We start from the raw sequence: 15,794 nt of genomic DNA, 5'->3' as shown, positions 1-15,794 counted from the left end.
TTAGGGATAGTAGGCACTAGCCGTACTAGCCCTTTGAAGCTCGCTAGGTGAGGGACCTTGGCCCGAACCGATGCCATGGCTTTTTAAGGATCAAATTTCAAAAGCAGAACGAATGCTCACTAAGATGATTTGCTAAAGAAACTTTTCATCAGTTATCGCTTTTAGGAATAGCGAGTGATCAGCTTTTAATATGGCGGGCGAGGGGTCAGCGAGCAGTTCAGCCGCTAATCTATGCTACACTTATAGAAAAGACTGGGAAAGGGAGGAATTTGATGAATAAAGCAGATTTAATCGTAGATAGAAGAGGGACCCAAACCACCAAGTGGGGGCAGTTAGAGAATGTCTTTGGGGACAGTGATTTGATTCCTTTGTGGATCGCGGACATGGACTTTGCTACCGCACCAGAAATTAAAGAAGTTCTCCACGACTATGTGGAACAAAACCAATACGGCTATGCCCCCGTGCGTCCGGAATACTACCAAGCTATTATTGACTGGACCAGGAAACACTTCGACTATGATACTGAAAAAGACTGGTACTTCTATACCCCTGGGGTCTGTACCGGGATTGCCTATGTCTTAGTGGCTCTCTTAAACGAAGGTGACAAGGTTCTGATCCAAAATCCAGTTTATAATCCCTTCCGGACCGTGGTTGAAGAAGCCAACCGCACCCTGGTCATGCAAGACCTCTTAGGTGACGATGAAACCGGCTACACTATCGACTTTGAAGCCCTAGAAAAAGCCTTCAAGGAAGACGATATCAAGGCACTCCTCTTCTGTTCCCCGCAAAACCCAACTGGTCGGGTGTGGACGGAAGCTGAACTCAAGCAAGTGGTTGCCCTCTGTAAGCAATATGACGTCTTACTGATTTCTGATGAAATCCACCGCGACTTTGTCTGGCAAGGTCACCACCATATCGCCATCGATAAGCTGGCCCAAGACCAGGACTTTGACCAAGTGATTACCCTGACAGCGGGTTCTAAGACCTTTAACTTGGCCCAGTTCAGTCACTCCTTGATGATCGTTCGTGATCCGGACTTACGGGCGAAGATCCAAGCCTTTTACGACAAGTTACACTTGAATAACCCGGGCTCGCCAGCAGGCTACCTGGCCTTAGAAGCGGCTTACCGTCACGGGGAAGATTGGCTGGAGACCATTAAGGAAATCATTTACCAAAACTACCAAAACTTGCGAAAGACCCTCAAGGAAGCCTTACCTGAAGTGAAGATCGCTGACTTACAAGCCACTTACTTAATGTGGATTGACCTAGGCGCCTATGTGCCAAGTAAGGACCTCAAGCATGTGGTTCAAGATAAGGCCAGACTAGCGGTCAACTACGGGCAAACTTACTGGCCCACCAAAGCCAACGATACCCATATCCGCATTAACCTGGGGACCGATCCGGCCTTAATTGAGCAAGCTGGCAAGAACTTGGTTCAAGCCATTAAAGACTATCAAGCTGAACATTAAGCAATATTTATCGACAAATGAATAAAAGATAAAAGGGCAAGGCACTTGCCTTTTTATGTGAGATAAAGTAACATAATCATGACAGAAACTACTCAGTCAAATAAAGAAAGTGGGGTTTTAGACATGGCAGAGAAACAATTACGGCGGTCACGGGCGGTCTTTCCGATTGGGACAGTGATGAAGTTAACCGATCTCACCGCGCGTCAAATTCGTTATTATGAGGAGCAAAAGTTAATTGCCCCCCACCGCACCGATACCAATCGGCGGATGTATTCCTTGAATGATGTGGACCGTTTACTGGATATTAAGGATTACCTTGATGATGGCTATAGTATCCAGATGATTTATAAAATTTATAATGAACCCAAAGATGTGACCCATGAAAGTAAGCAATTAACTGAGGATGATGTCCGTCGTATTCTTTATAATGAGTTTCTCGCCGCCGGAGGCTTTGATAACGTTCCGGGAGAGAAACCGCGCTTTTAAGACATACCAGGGTTTTATGCAGCAGCCTGTCCAATGAGGGATGGGTTGCTTTTTGTTTTTGTGGGGATAGTTGCCTTTATTGCAAACTAAGAAAAGTGATTTGCTTTTTGTTGAAAAACGAGTAATATATAATAAAAACCAATGAGTTAATAAGAAATAATAATTAATGAGGTGAGACCATGCGTACCCAAGATTTAATTTATTTTCTCCACCTATGTGACAGTAAGAGCTTTACCACAACTGCAGAAGAAATGGACGTTTCACAACCTACTGTTTCTCAAGCGCTTAAGCGGCTAGAGGAGGAGTTTAAGACATCCTTCTTTTTACGCAAGCGGGGGAATAATATCATGAAGTTAACAGAAAGTGGTGAACTCTTCCGCCACCAAGCAAAAAAAATACTGGACATTGTTGCTGAAAGTAAAGAGCTAATTGTCCAAAGTGAAAATCAGGAAGTAAAATTAGGAGTGCCTCCTATCATTGGCGCTACCTTGTTGCCGATTTTTCTTCCTGAACTGGTTAAATTCTCGGAGAATATTAATATCATCGAAAAAGATGGGTCGCGGACGATTTACCAACTTTTACGTAAGGGAGAAGTTGATATGGCTCTGGTGGGCTTTTCCAAACCTTTTGTCGCAGATAATTCGCCTCTGAAGGCCGGACTTATCGTTCAAGATTCTTTTGATGTTTTTGTTAGTGCCAATCATCCCTTAGCGGAGAAAAAAGAAATTATTTTATCTGATCTCAGCGATCAAACTTTTGTGTCTCTGGGAACGGGCTATGTGCAAAATAAGGTTTTTCTCAAGTGGGCTAAGAAAAATGGCATTGAAGATAGTAATATTTTTTATACCAATGAAGTAGCAACTGCCAAATCATTCGTTAAAGCCAATGTTGGGGCTATGATGCTAGTGGATATGGCAACTTCTGCTAATGACGGCTTAGTGAAACTACAAATTAAAGACGTGACCATGCCTGATTTTTATATTTACTTGCTGGCTCGTCAGTCAGCTACTGGTTGCTTACAGGACAAGGTGTACCAAAAGATAGCAGATATCGCTAAAAAGGAATTTCCTAAAAAACTCTACCATGACTAAACATTGCTAGTCTCCTTAAGCAGATGAAGGGGAAGGGAATCATAAAGTGATTTACTCAGCTGACTTCCGGGTAGATTTTGGTCATTTTTAAGCCATTGGGTAATGGTATAGGTTATTGCTGAAGCGGTATAGCGGGAAACAAAGTTGATATCCGTATTTTGAAAGGGTGGCTTAGTCTGCTTTGAAAATGCCTGCTTAAACCAGTTATAAATAAAGTGATAGAGATAGTTATAGAAATCGTTTGTGTTACTTACGGTAAGGATGAGTTGATAATAATCAGATTTTTGCTCTAAAGTTTTTATGACGCTATCAATAAAGGGGCTGACTTGGTCGATGGTCTGGGGCTTGTCTTTTTTATAATCCACTAAGAAAACTTGGTTCATCACATCATATTTATCTAAAAAATTGCGGTAAAAGGTCGAGCGGCTGGTGCCGCTTTTTTTAATGATTTGATCCACACTGATATCAGGAGACCTGCTTTCGACGACTAAATCATAATAAGCTGTAATAATTTTATCTTTTGCTAATGGCACGGTTAGTCCTCCTTCATACCGAATATAATCCTCCTACTTTATATTCAATTATAAATAAAAATTATAACTAAATCAAAATAATTTTGTGAAACACTTCTCATGAAATGTGTCTTTAAAAGTTTCTGTTTTCTGTTTTAATAGACTTGTAAAGAGTTTGAAAGGCCTTTCAAAAAGCAAATAAATTCTTTTGTTTAGTAACGATTCGATTTATTTGATAAAAATTTATTATTAGTTGATTTAATTAATTTATAAGTAGCTGTTGAAGTTTTGGATTAAATAAGAAAGTAGGAAAAACTCATGACTGAAGAATTTCGTATTGAACATGACTCAATGGGGGAAATTAAGGTACCAGCCGATCATTATTGGGGAGCGGTTACGCAAAGAAGTAAGCAAAATTTCTTAATTGGGACAGAGCTTATGCCAGAAATGGTCTTAAGACCTTTGATTAATATCAAAAAAGCAGAAGCTCAAGCCAATCGTGACATTGATAACCTAGACGCTAAAAAGGCAGAATATATTGTCAAAGCGGCTGATAAAGCCTTAGCCTTAGAAGATATTCATAGTGAGTTTCCACTACGAGTATGGCAAACAGGGTCAGGAACTCAAACCAATATGAACGCCAACGAAGTCTTAGCTAATATCGGTAATGAACTGGCAGGAGAAAAATTACTCCACCCTAACGATGACGTTAACAAGGGCCAAAGTTCTAATGATGTTTTCCCAGCTGCTATGCAAATTGGCTTCTATGAAGGAATTCATAGTGACGTTATTCCAGCCGTAGATCGCTTCATCGAAACTTTACAAAAGTTAGAAGATAAATATAAAGACAAAATTAAAGTTGGCCGTACTCACTTACAAGATGCTACCCCAGTAACCTTTGGCCAAGAAGTAAGTGGTTGGAAGACCATGATGATTAAAGATAAACAAATGATTGAAGAGGCTTCCGCCCATCTGCTAGAACTCCCTCTAGGGGGCACCGCAACAGGAACAGGCTTGAACTGTCCTGAAGGCTTAGATGTCAAAGCTTGTCAATACTTAGCGGATAACTATGGTCACGACTATACAGCAGCAGAAAATAAATTCTACGGCATGACCTCCAAGGGGCAAATTTCTCAAGCCCATGCGGCATTAAGAACCCTAGCAGAAGATATGCTTAAAGTAGCCAATGATGTTCGCTTCTTAGCCAGCGGTCCACGTTGCGGTATTGGCGAATTAATTATTCCATCTAATGAGCCTGGGTCTTCCATTATGCCTGGTAAGGTCAACCCAACCCAAGCAGAAGCCATGACCATGGTATCTACCCAAGTGATGGGGAACGACCAAGTCATTGCTATTGCTGCTTCACAAGGTTACTTTGAATTAAATACCTACATGCCATTAATTATTAATAACTGTGCTCAAAGTGTCAGTCTCTTAGGATCAGCAATTGATTCCTTTAACCACATGTGTGTGGCAGGGATTGAAGTTGACCATGAAAAGATGGACCACTATTTAGAAATTTCACTAATGAATGTGACTAAGTTGTCACCAGTGATTGGCTATGAAAAAGCTGCTGAAATCGCTAAACATGCCCACAAGAATAAACAAAGTCTTAAAGAAGCTTCACATGATTTAGGTTACTTGGATGATGAAGAATTCGATAAGATTATGCGCTTTGAAGATATGGTATAGGGCTTTAATTGCTTAAAAGGTTAAACGGCACCCATCGCCGTTTAACCTATTTCTCTTAAAGGAAGTGTTAAAATGACTGAGAAACAAAGCTCACTGGCGCAACTTGATTATAAAAAAATTGCTATCCCTATTCTTATTGGCCTGTTACTTTGGTTCCTTCCTATAAAACCAGATGCTCTTTCAGACCAAGCCTGGCATTTATTTGCTATTTTTGTAGGAACGATTGTTGGATGTATCTTACAACCTTTACCTATTGGAGCAGTATCCTTATTAGGTTTAACCACGATTTTTCTAACCAAGACCTTAAAGGCAGATGTTGCCCTATCTGGTTTTACCTCATCAACGGTTTGGCTGATCGTGATGGCTTTCTTCCTATCCCGTGGTTTTATTAAAACGGGTTTAGGTAATCGGATTGCCTATCACTTTGTCAAACGCTTTGGGAAGAGTACTTTAGGCTTAATGTATTCTTTACTGGGTGTTGATTTAATTGTAGCTCCTGCGACACCAAGTAACACGGCTCGGGCTGGTGGGATTATGTTCCCCATTGTCCGTTCTCTAGCAGAAACTTTTCAGTCTTATCCTAACGAACCTTCACGTAAGCGAATGGGTTCCTACTTAATTTATACCCTATGGCAAGGAAATATCGTGACCTCAGCTATGTTCCTTACCGCAGTGGCTTCTAACCCATTAGCTCAAGAATTAGCTAATGGTGCCGGGATCGAAGTCACTTGGGTGAAGTACTTTATTGCTACCCTAGTCCCTGGCTTGATTGCCTTACTAGTTATTCCTTGGATCATCTTTAAGATCTATCCACCAGAAATTAAAGAAACCCCTGACGCACCGGCATGGGCAGAGAAGCAATTATCTGAGATTGGTGCCATGACTGCTGCTGAAAAATGGATGCTAGGTATTTTTGCTGGGGCCCTAGTGATGTGGGTTTTAGCAGGAACCATTAATGTCAGTGCGACAACCACCGCTTTTCTGGCTGTAGCTGCTTTAATCCTATCAGGCGTGTTGACTTGGAATGACATAAAAAAAGAAAGTGGCGCTTGGGATACCTTAGTGTGGTTTGGAATTTTAGTGATGATGGCAACTCAATTGAACGAAACTGGATTTATTCCTTGGTTAAGTGATAATATTGCTCAAGCAGTAGGCGGCTTACCTTGGATTGTTACGATCATTGTTCTTTGTCTAGCTAACCACTATCTCCATTACCTATTTGCAAGTACCACTGCTCATGTGAGTGCAGTCTACTTAGCCTTCCTGACCGTTGCTGTAGCGGCTGGCGTACCACCAATGTTTGCAGCGATTATGCTCATCTGGGCAAGTAATACCATGTCTTCAACGACTCACTATGCCAATGGACCTTCACCAATCTTATCTGGGTCAGGCTACGTTACCCAACAAGAATGGTGGAAGAATAGTGCGATTATCTCCTTAGCTTATTTCGTCATATTCTTTGGTATCGGTGCGGGTTGGCTATTCTTAATCGGCATGGTTTAATAATATGAGTTATGAGATAAAAAATAACAACTAGATAAGCTCTATCCAGATTTAGAAAGGAAGAGATTTATGGCAGACATAAAAGATGCTTACGATGTAATTGTTATCGGTTCCGGGGGTGCGGGGATGACGGCTGCCATTACCGCCCATGACCTGGGGCTCGAGACTATTATCTTTGAAAAAACGGACAAAATCGGTGGGAATACCAATAAGGCTTCCAGTGGGATGAATGCTAGTGAAACTAGCTATCAAAAGGCGGCTGGCGTGGACGATAAGAAGGAAGATTTCTTTGAAGAGACCCTCAAAGGGGGACACGGGACTAATCACCAAGACCTGCTCCATTATTTTGTTGATCATTCGGACCAAGCCATTGATTGGTTGGCTGATTTAGAGATTGTGTTGGATAATTTGACCATTACTGGTGGCATGTCCAAGCCTCGGACCCACCGCCCTCATGATGGTTCAGCGGTAGGCGGTTACCTGGTCAAAGGATTGAAAGCCAATGTGGACAAGCGGGAGATTTCTGTTATTACCCAGGCGGATGTCCAAGAAATTTTACTTGACCAAGGCCAAGTTGGCGGGGTTAAGGTTGAAATCGACGATCAAGTCCGTGAGATCAAGAGTCAAGCAGTCATTATTGCCTCTGGTGGTTTTGGAGCCAATGCTAAACTGGTTGAAGCAGCTCGTCCGGAACTTGCCGGTTATGTGACCACTTCTGGACCGGGGATTACCGGAGACGGAATCCTCATGGCTCAAGATCTTGGCGCTGGAACGGTTGATATGGACCAAATCCAAGTCCACCCGACTGTTCACCAAGAGGAAGGGATTTTGATCGGCGAAGCGGTCCGCGGCGAAGGAGCCATCTTGGTTGACGGTCAAGGCCAACGTTTTACCAATGAATTGGGGACTCGAGATGTGGTTTCCCAGGCTATTACCGATCTCCCTGACCACAAGGCGCGTTTGATCTTTGACCAGGGCGTACGTGACCGGGCTAAGGCGATTGAATTCTACGCTGCCAAGGGTTATGTGACTGAGGGAGACGATTTAACTGAATTAGCTGAAAAGATCGCTTTGCCAGCAGAAAAACTCGTTCAAACTGTGGCAGACTATAACCAAGGTATCGCTGAAGAAAAAGACGAGTTCGGGCGCACAACCGGTTTACATGCTCTTGATCAAGCCCCTTACTATGCCATTGAAATTGCCCCTGGCGTTCACTACACCATGGGCGGCTTAAGCATTGACCAAGACGGTCGGGTCCTTAAGACAGATGGCAGTGGCTACATTCCAGGACTCTACGCCTGCGGGGAAGTCGTGGGTGGCTTGCACGGGTCTAACCGGATCGGTGGCAATTCCATTGCTGAAATCATTGTCTTTGGTCGCTTAGCTGGTCAAAGGGCGGCTGAAGCGGTGAAAGATAAAGCCTGAGTTAGATGTAATATCCATTAAAATTACAAGATAGAAAACACCAAAAGTTGTATTCTTAATCGGCTTTTGGTGTTTTTTAATTAATAATAAATTTATTTTAATTGGACATAATATAATGAAAGCGTTATACTCCTTGTGAGAGTAAATGATTATCTCTAAAGCTTCGCTTACCCATCTATTTAGAATTAATCATTTACTTATTTTTGTTTATTAGGAGGATTATGATGTCTGAAATTTTAATTTGCCCATCAATGATGTGTGCAAAATTTGGTAATTTGCATGATGAGGTTAAAGAACTCGATGAGGCAGGTGCCGATGTTTTCCATATGGATATCATGGATGGTCAATTTGTGCCCAATTTTGCCATGGGAATTCAAGATTATGAATATATTCGCTCGGTTACTGATAAGAAGATGGATGCCCATCTCATGATTATGAATCCAGGGAATTATATCGATTTATTTGCTGACCTAGGAGCTAATATCATATATATTCACCCGGAAGCCGACCTGCATCCTACGCGTACGCTAGCTAAAATAAAAGATCGCGGAATATTGGCAGGGATTGCTATTAATCCAGGAACATCGGTTGAATCTGTTAAAGAATTACTGTATTTAGCTGATGTTGTCATGGTAATGAGTGTTAATCCTGGTTTTGCAGGGCAAAAGTACCTACCTTTTATTGATAATAAAATCCATGAATTAGTAGATTTAAAAGCGAATTATCAATTTAAATTATCTATTGATGGTGCAATCTCTGAAGAACGGATTAAAACTTTAAGCAAAGTGGGTGTTGATGCATTTATTTTAGGAACTTCTGCATTGTTTGGCAAAGACGCTAGTTATAAAGAACTCATTCAAAAATATAAAAGTTTTAAATAGTTAAATCTTCTAACTTATTAATTAATCGTCTTTTTTATTGTGAATATTATCACTAAAATATGAATGATGATGCATATTAAGAATGAAAATAGAAGGTGAAAATTAACATAATTTATATTTTTACCTATAATATATAAAAAGATTTTAAGGAGGGACAGGATATGGTCGATATCTTGAATCAAGGCTTTAACTTCTTGATTGGATTAGGAGGTGCAGCTCTTACATTTATATTTATAACAATTATTTCCCTATTTATGGGAGTTAAATTTTCTAAGGCAGTTGAAGGTGGTCTTAGGATGGGGATTGCCCTAACTGGTATGGGAGCGATTATTTCTTTATTGACTAATGAATTTGGCGATTCCCTATCAGCCTTCGTGGAAAGAACAGGCACTAGTCTAGATATCGTTGATTTAGGTTGGGCACAAATGGCAGTTATAACCTGGGGCTCGGCTTACACGATGTTATTTGCTCTGATTTGTTTATTATTAAATTTATTGATGCTTTATTTTAAAAAAACGAACACAATGAATGTCGATTTATTTAACGTTTGGCATCTATCTATTATTGGTATGCTGACTATTTACTATACCAATAATATATTTATTGCTTTAGTTTTCGTTATTGGTATTTATGCAATGATGCTTATCAATAGTGACTTAATGAAACCTCAATTAAATCAATTGTTGGGCTATAGTGAGACGAACGTAACCGCTACAGCTCATCCAGCTTTTCTTTTTAACCCTATGGTTATGTTTATTGACAACTTAATTACAAAAATTTTCCCGTCCATTGATAAATACGATTTTAATGCGGAGCAATTAAATGAAAAAATTGGCTTTTGGGGGTCTAATTTTGCTGTAGGTATTTATCTAGGAATATTTATAGGTATTTTGGGTCAAGAACCTATCGCTAAAATTATCACAATGAGCTTTACAGCTGCCGTTTGTTTAGAGTTGTTCGGCGTTATCGGTGGCTGGTTTGGTCCAGCAATGGAACCGATCTCCGAAGGCATTGTCCAAAGAATGAAAAATTCAAATAGCGACCGTAAATTTATTATTGGGGTTGACTGGGCAATTACTGCAGTTCGTCCCGAAATTTGGGCGGTAGCTAATATCTTAGCTCCAATTTTAATGGTTATTGCTATGTTTTTACCAGGAAATAAAACTTTACCTTTGGGTGGTATCATTCTTACCGCCTTAGTTCCTTCATTACTATTTGTTACTAAGGGGAAGGTAATGCGCATGACTATCATCGGAACGATCTGTATACCATTATATCTTTGGGCTTCGACCTTAATTGCTGACTTCATGACGCAAACGTCTATTAATTTAAACGTCTTCCCTGAAGGTTTAGCCGAAGGTTCCTTATTCACATCAATAGAAGCTATTCCATTAGAGAAGATAATTACTGTTCTATTTGGAGAAACCTTTAGGAATCCTACAGTCCAAGGTGTTTTAGTAGTTACTTTATTATTAGTCATTCATATTGGCTTGTTTATCTGGTATCGCAATAGAATGATTGTTCTTAATAAATCGGAGGTAGATTAGTTATGGAGAAATTATGTGTAATCGGTGCTGTAAATATGGATATTATTTTAGAGGTTGATGCTTCGCCATTGCAAGGTGAAACGACTGTTGCTAACAGTACCCATAAAGCCTTGGGAGGAAAAGGATCTAATGCAGCCATTGCCACTAAGCGTTTAGGCTTAGACACTCATTTTTATGGCTGTGTTGGTAATGATGAAAACGGTAATGAACTAAGAGAGAACTTAGAAAATGAAGGCATTGATATCAGCAGTATGACAATCTTTGATGAAGTTTCAACTGGAACGGCTTATATTATCTTAGAAAAAGACGGGAATAACCGGATCATTGCAGCACCAGGCGGCAACCAAGCCATTACAGAAACAGAAATTAGAGAAAATTGTGCACCCCTAATTGAAGAAGCAGACCTTGTCTTTATGAATTTAGAAATTAGCCAAGAGGCAGCTAAAGCAGTGTTAGAAGTCTGCAAAGAAAAAGATAAAAAGATTGTTGTTGATGCTGGACCCGCTAAAGGATGGTCAGCAGAAGACTTTAAAGATATCTATATGATCAGCCCTAACGAACAGGAACTATCAGACTTAATGCATTATGAAATCAAAACGCGTGATGAAGTCATCGAAGCCGGTAAAAAGTTGCTAGACTTGGGTATTGAACATGTCATTGTTAAATTAGGAGAAAAAGGATCTATTTATATTGGACAAGACGATATTTATGATCAAAAGAAATACGATGTTAATGTGAAAGATACTACGGCAGCTGGAGATATTTACATGGCAGGTCTATGTAAAGGACTATTGGAAGAACAAACTATTCCGGAAAGTATGGACCTAGCAAGTAAGGTTGCTGCAATTTCTGTTACTCGTTTAGGGGCATCTCCAAGTGCGCCTACTTTAGCTGATCTTGATAACTTCGATTCCTTTTTAAAATAAGTATAGACCTAGAAAAGGTTACCAACCTTACTAGTAGATTGAGTTGATGATATTTTTAATTTTAGCTTATCCCTTTTATGTTAAAATCTAATGTGGAAAAAAAGCATAGGAAACGTAAAAGAATAGCAAAGCAACAGTCGCTATGCGGCTGTTTTTTATTGTCATATAGGACACTTGAATAGTTAATTGCTGTTTTAAATTTAGGTTTCCAAAAATAAGAAAAAGGGAAGGGTGAGCTCCTTGATTCAAGCAGTTGGCTGGGATTTGGATGACACTTTATATGACCGTAATTTACCTTATTTAGCCGTTTATCAGTATATGGAAGAAAACGTGATAGAAACTGGAATTGGTTTTGAGACCTTTAATTATTTCTATCAAATGAATAGTGACATTGAATTTCGTCGCTATACAGATGGGCAGGCGTCGGTAGATCAATACCGCAATAACCGGGTCTTGATGACTTATGCTCAGTTTGGCTTCACCATTAAGAAGCAGGATGCCATTCTCTTCAACCAAAAATACGAAGAAGCCAAAGAGGATATTGTCTTACGCCCCGGTGCTAAAGACTGCTTAGACCTGCTTCAAAAGGCCGGCCTTAAGCAGTTCCTTCTCACCAATGGCCCGGCCCAACAAGCTCATAAGGTTGATTTATTAGGGCTGGAAGACTATTTCGATGATAAGAATATTTTCATATCCAGTCAGATGGGAGCTGCTAAACCGGCCTCAGAGATTTTTCAAAAAGTGGAAGAGGCCTTAGAGTTAAATTCAGCCACTACCCTCTATATTGGTGATAATTACGAAGCCGACATGAAGGGCGCAAGCAATGCCGGATGGCAGGGACTGTTTTTAAATGTCCATGATAAGTCAGTAGAAGATGTTAGCGATAAAATAATAATCTGTAAAGATATGGATGATATTTATAAGTCACTTATCAGCAAATTAGAAGAGAAAAAGTAGCCATGTTCGTTGTGAAAGCGCTATAAATTATGGACACAGTTAGTTATAATAAATAAAAAGGAGGCATATTGAATGGATAATAAAGAATTAGTTGGGAAAAGTGCCGCATATTTAGTTGATAACAATAGCATATTAGGTATTGGAACCGGATCAACTGCAGAAATTTTTATTAAAGAATTAGGTAAACGGGTTAAAGAGGAAGGACTCCAAATCAAGGCTGTTTCGACTTCTGTACGCTCAGCAGACTTAGCCAAAAGTTTCGGTATCGAAGTGTTACCAGTTGATGAGGTTGATCATATTGATTTATGTATTGATGGGGTTGACGAGTTCACTGATGACTGCCAAGGAATAAAAGGTGGCGGTGGAGCCCATCTCGAAGAGAAAATTGTTGCTACCTATAGTGATCGTGTAGTTTGGATGGCTGAAGAAAGAAAACATGTCGATTATCTTGGCGCATTTTCTTTAGCGGTTGAAGTGATTAAAAACGGCCATGCCCAACTTTTCAAAATTTTTGAAGATCGCGGGTATAAACCAAGCTTAAGAAAAGTAGATAGCGGCGAACCATTTATTACTGATAATGGGAATTATGTTATTGACTTACATATGGAAAAAATTGATAATCCTCAAGCGTTAAGTGAAGAATTAATTAAAATGGTTGGGGTTGTTGAGCATGGTTTGTTTATTGATATTGCAGACGATGTGTTAATTGCTGACAATGATCAGGTTTATTTTGTCAGTGGGGCAGAATACAGCCGTAAATCGGTTTAAAATTTAAATACTAGAAGTAAGACCAGAGTCTGAGTGTTTAGACTCTGGTTTTTTCTTGCCTAAAAAGTAGCCTTGTGTTATTATGAACGAAAATAAAAAGAAAATATAACGAAAGAGAATTGAAAATGGATAAGCTAGAGCGTCTAGATAAAATTACTGAATATATTAACCAATTAGAAAGAGTTAGCACTCATGATATTGCTAAAAAATATGATATTACTGAGCAGACGGTACGTTCTGATTTAAACATTTTAGAAAATCAAGGGAAGATCATTCGTGTACATGGCGGAGCTAAGTCATTAGCAGTTCCTGATTCTTTTGCAGACCGGATGACTAGTAATCGTGAAGAGAAGAAAGAAATCGGAAAGTATGCAGCAAAACTAATTAATAATAACGATATTTTGTTTTTAGATGGTGGAACGAGTCACCTATACTTGGTTGATTATCTCCCATTTGACAAATACATTACTGTTATAACAGCCAGCTTACCCATTGCCTTGAAGTGCTCTCGACTAAAAAATGTTCATCTGTTTTTATTAGGAGGCGATTTTGACCAGCGAACTCAACAATTTTATGGCCCCCGAACTATTGCAGATATTGAAAAAATGAATATAAACAAGGCCTTTATAGGAGTCAGTTCCTTTCAATTAGCGCGTGGCTTTTTTGAGGATAATACATTGACACTGGCTGTAAAACAGAAAGTTATTGAACAAGCTGGTCAAGTGATTATACTTGCTGACTCAAAAAAAGAAGAAAAGATGGGTATTCAAAAGGCTTTTAATGAAAAAGATGTGGATATTTTAATTACTGGTAAAAAAGATAGGAAAAATTCTTCAAATCTAACAGACTTACCCTTTAAAATGATCGAAATTTAGGAGGCGAGAGCAGATGATATACACGATTACACTAAATCCAGCCATTGATCATATCTTAAATATAAAAGGTAAATTAACCCGTGGGAAAACTAATCGTATACAGAAAAGTTCCTGTCTGGATGTTGGTGGGAAAGGAACTCATGTTTCTGTAGGGTTGAAACTCTTAGGTCATGAAAATTTATGTTCAGCAATCTTAGGTGAAAAAGACTCCGAGATATTTAAAGAATTGTTGAATCAATATCAAGTGGAGACATCCTTTCTCAAAGTAGAAGGGCAAACCATGCGGCATAACTATATTCTTGTCGATGAATCTAATAAAGGGAGTTTAATGGCTGCTGAATATGGTTTCCCTATTAAGAGAGAGGTTATGAAAAATTTTATTAATAGTCACTTAAAAGAAATTAAAGCAGATGACATTGTTATCATTTCTGGTAATCCAAGTAAAGATACGCCGATGGAAGTATTTGAATATTTGTTAGATGTATTAGTGGAGCGCAAGGTGCGGTTAGTGGCGGATGTTTCAGGAGAATTCTTAAAAACGATGCTAAGGTATCCCTTATTATTTGCTAAACCAAATTCTCATGAGTTGGGAGAAACGCTTGCTTGTAAGATTAATAGTCTAGAAGAATGTTACCAAGTATATTTAGAACATCAGCCTTTATTAAAAAACATAGAGTACTTAGCTGTATCGATGGGGGCTGAAGGATCAATTTTTCTTAAAAATGAAAGCGCTTATATATTTTATCCTCCAAAAGTTAAAACAATTAATGACACAGGGAGTGGAGATGCTTATGTTGCAGGAGTTGTAGCAGCTATAGTTAATGGGAAAAGTTTGTCGGGAATTGGTCGTTTAGCGACAGCAGTGGGGGCAAGCAAAGCTTTGGAACCCTTAAGTACGGGCTTTAATGTCGACAAAGTTGATGAATTGCTAGAGCAAGTGACATATAGAAAGTTGGGTTAATAAGATGATGTATTATGAAGAAAGAAAACAGCTAACAAAATTTGTTAAAAATATGTTTGAGAGAAAAAATACCAATACTGGCGGCGGAAATATCACTGTTAGAGTGAGTGATGAACATATCTTGGCAACACCTACCTTAGCTTCTAAAGAATATTTGTGGGATATTGATCCAGAACAAATCTTAGTGATGGATATGGACGAAAATATTATTGAAGGTCGAGGGAAAAAGACCCGGGAGATTTATATGCATTATGCGTGTTATGAAGAAAATCCTGAAATTGGCTGTGTGATTCATGCACATAGTCAACAAGCCTTGGTTTATGCCACTCTAGGACTAGATATGCCAAATGTCACCGAAGGCACCCAAAAATTAGGCGAAATAAAATGTCTTCCTCCACATAAAGCTTATTCTAAAGAACTCGCTGCAGAAATTAGAAAGCATGTTAGAGAAGATCAATGTTATCCGAAAGCCTATATATTAGCCGGTCATGGCATATTAATGGTAGGAGACACCTTAGTTAATACTTACGATAATGTGGATCGCTTGGAATATAATGCCTATGTCGCTATTGTAAAAACGATTTTTGAGAAATTAGGCGTCGAAGGGATCCGAGACACCAACGTAAAATAAAATGATAACCTGAACTTCGAATTTTTAAGAAAATATTAAATTGAAGAAAGTCATTGTCTTGAATTTTATA

Annotated in this window: 15 protein-coding genes; 14 read left to right on the top strand and 1 reads right to left on the bottom strand. The window is 39.2% G+C overall.

Annotation, left to right across the window (positions count from 1 at the left end):
* The first annotated feature begins 272 nt into the window (after nt 1-272).
* The 3 genes from AWM73_RS08400 (at nt 273) to AWM73_RS08390 (ending at nt 3,046) form a co-directional block, all read left to right on the top strand.
* Nucleotides 273-1,469, top strand: a complete 1,197-nt coding sequence (locus tag AWM73_RS08400) for a MalY/PatB family protein (RefSeq protein WP_060778928.1) — start codon at nt 273-275, stop codon at nt 1,467-1,469.
* 123 nt (nt 1,470-1,592) lie between these two features.
* On the top strand, nt 1,593-1,955 hold the full coding sequence (locus AWM73_RS08395; protein ID WP_060779097.1) for a MerR family transcriptional regulator: 363 nt from the start codon (nt 1,593-1,595) through the stop codon (nt 1,953-1,955).
* 179 nt (nt 1,956-2,134) lie between these two features.
* On the top strand, nt 2,135-3,046 hold the full coding sequence (locus tag AWM73_RS08390) for a LysR family transcriptional regulator (protein WP_060778927.1): 912 nt from the start codon (nt 2,135-2,137) through the stop codon (nt 3,044-3,046).
* Here the strand turns inward: AWM73_RS08390 and AWM73_RS08385 are convergent.
* Complete coding sequence (locus AWM73_RS08385; protein WP_060778926.1) at nt 3,043-3,579, bottom strand: TetR/AcrR family transcriptional regulator; 537 nt, start codon at nt 3,577-3,579, stop codon at nt 3,043-3,045. The genes AWM73_RS08390 and AWM73_RS08385 overlap by 4 nt on opposite strands.
* 297 nt (nt 3,580-3,876) lie before the next feature.
* Between AWM73_RS08385 and AWM73_RS08380 the strand changes: the two genes are divergently transcribed.
* The 11 genes from AWM73_RS08380 (at nt 3,877) to AWM73_RS08330 (ending at nt 15,724) form a co-directional block, all read left to right on the top strand.
* Entirely contained in the window at nt 3,877-5,250 is a 1,374-nt protein-coding gene (locus AWM73_RS08380; RefSeq protein ID WP_060778925.1) for a class II fumarate hydratase, read from the top strand.
* A 72-nt stretch (nt 5,251-5,322) separates the two neighbouring features.
* Nucleotides 5,323-6,753, top strand: a complete 1,431-nt coding sequence (locus tag AWM73_RS08375) for an anion permease (protein WP_060778924.1) — start codon at nt 5,323-5,325, stop codon at nt 6,751-6,753.
* Between the two features lie 69 nt (nt 6,754-6,822).
* Complete coding sequence (locus AWM73_RS08370) at nt 6,823-8,178, top strand: flavocytochrome c (RefSeq protein ID WP_060778923.1); 1,356 nt, start codon at nt 6,823-6,825, stop codon at nt 8,176-8,178.
* A gap of 224 nt (nt 8,179-8,402) precedes the next feature.
* Nucleotides 8,403-9,059 carry a ribulose-phosphate 3-epimerase gene (rpe, locus tag AWM73_RS08365; protein WP_060778922.1) on the top strand — a complete coding sequence of 219 codons (657 nt, stop codon included), beginning with the start codon at nt 8,403-8,405 and terminating at the stop codon, nt 9,057-9,059.
* A 161-nt stretch (nt 9,060-9,220) separates the two neighbouring features.
* A complete protein-coding gene (locus tag AWM73_RS08360; protein WP_060778921.1) occupies nt 9,221-10,606 on the top strand; it encodes a PTS transporter subunit IIC in 1,386 nt (461 codons plus the stop codon).
* A 2-nt stretch (nt 10,607-10,608) separates the two neighbouring features.
* The gene (locus AWM73_RS08355) at nt 10,609-11,532 is read left to right on the top strand and encodes a ribokinase (RefSeq protein ID WP_060778920.1); all 924 of its coding nucleotides are present in this window, start codon (nt 10,609-10,611) and stop codon (nt 11,530-11,532) included.
* Nucleotides 11,533-11,772: 240 nt separating this feature from the next.
* Nucleotides 11,773-12,489: an HAD family hydrolase gene (locus AWM73_RS08350; RefSeq protein ID WP_060785009.1), complete on the top strand. Its 717-nt coding sequence runs from the start codon at nt 11,773-11,775 to the stop codon at nt 12,487-12,489.
* Between the two features lie 72 nt (nt 12,490-12,561).
* Nucleotides 12,562-13,257 carry a ribose-5-phosphate isomerase RpiA gene (gene rpiA / locus AWM73_RS08345; protein ID WP_060778918.1) on the top strand — a complete coding sequence of 232 codons (696 nt, stop codon included), beginning with the start codon at nt 12,562-12,564 and terminating at the stop codon, nt 13,255-13,257.
* Between the two features lie 125 nt (nt 13,258-13,382).
* The gene (locus AWM73_RS08340) at nt 13,383-14,132 is read left to right on the top strand and encodes a DeoR/GlpR family DNA-binding transcription regulator (RefSeq protein ID WP_060778917.1); all 750 of its coding nucleotides are present in this window, start codon (nt 13,383-13,385) and stop codon (nt 14,130-14,132) included.
* Nucleotides 14,133-14,145: 13 nt separating this feature from the next.
* Entirely contained in the window at nt 14,146-15,093 is a 948-nt protein-coding gene (locus AWM73_RS08335; RefSeq protein WP_060778916.1) for a 1-phosphofructokinase family hexose kinase, read from the top strand.
* Nucleotides 15,094-15,097: 4 nt separating this feature from the next.
* Nucleotides 15,098-15,724, top strand: a complete 627-nt coding sequence (locus AWM73_RS08330; protein ID WP_060778915.1) for a class II aldolase/adducin family protein — start codon at nt 15,098-15,100, stop codon at nt 15,722-15,724.
* The last annotated feature ends 70 nt before the right edge of the window (nt 15,725-15,794 follow it).

It is taken from the genome of Aerococcus urinae (assembly GCF_001543175.1).
GTDB classification, from domain to species: Bacteria; Bacillota; Bacilli; order Lactobacillales; family Aerococcaceae; genus Aerococcus; species Aerococcus urinae.
The sequence above is the reverse complement of the archived record's forward strand: the minus strand, read 5'-3'. Positions and strand labels throughout refer to the sequence as shown.

Coding starts and splice junctions, on each gene's coding strand:
- AWM73_RS08400 (WP_060778928.1), top strand. CDS start 273: ATGAATAAAGCAGATTTAATCGTAGATAGAAGAGGGACCCAAACCACC.
- AWM73_RS08330 (WP_060778915.1), top strand. CDS start 15,098: ATGATGTATTATGAAGAAAGAAAACAGCTAACAAAATTTGTTAAAAAT.
- rpe (WP_060778922.1), top strand. CDS start 8,403: ATGTCTGAAATTTTAATTTGCCCATCAATGATGTGTGCAAAATTTGGT.
- AWM73_RS08380 (WP_060778925.1), top strand. CDS start 3,877: ATGACTGAAGAATTTCGTATTGAACATGACTCAATGGGGGAAATTAAG.
- AWM73_RS08395 (WP_060779097.1), top strand. CDS start 1,593: ATGGCAGAGAAACAATTACGGCGGTCACGGGCGGTCTTTCCGATTGGG.
- AWM73_RS08360 (WP_060778921.1), top strand. CDS start 9,221: ATGGTCGATATCTTGAATCAAGGCTTTAACTTCTTGATTGGATTAGGA.
- AWM73_RS08375 (WP_060778924.1), top strand. CDS start 5,323: ATGACTGAGAAACAAAGCTCACTGGCGCAACTTGATTATAAAAAAATT.
- AWM73_RS08335 (WP_060778916.1), top strand. CDS start 14,146: ATGATATACACGATTACACTAAATCCAGCCATTGATCATATCTTAAAT.
- AWM73_RS08390 (WP_060778927.1), top strand. CDS start 2,135: ATGCGTACCCAAGATTTAATTTATTTTCTCCACCTATGTGACAGTAAG.
- AWM73_RS08340 (WP_060778917.1), top strand. CDS start 13,383: ATGGATAAGCTAGAGCGTCTAGATAAAATTACTGAATATATTAACCAA.
- AWM73_RS08355 (WP_060778920.1), top strand. CDS start 10,609: ATGGAGAAATTATGTGTAATCGGTGCTGTAAATATGGATATTATTTTA.
- rpiA (WP_060778918.1), top strand. CDS start 12,562: ATGGATAATAAAGAATTAGTTGGGAAAAGTGCCGCATATTTAGTTGAT.
- AWM73_RS08370 (WP_060778923.1), top strand. CDS start 6,823: ATGGCAGACATAAAAGATGCTTACGATGTAATTGTTATCGGTTCCGGG.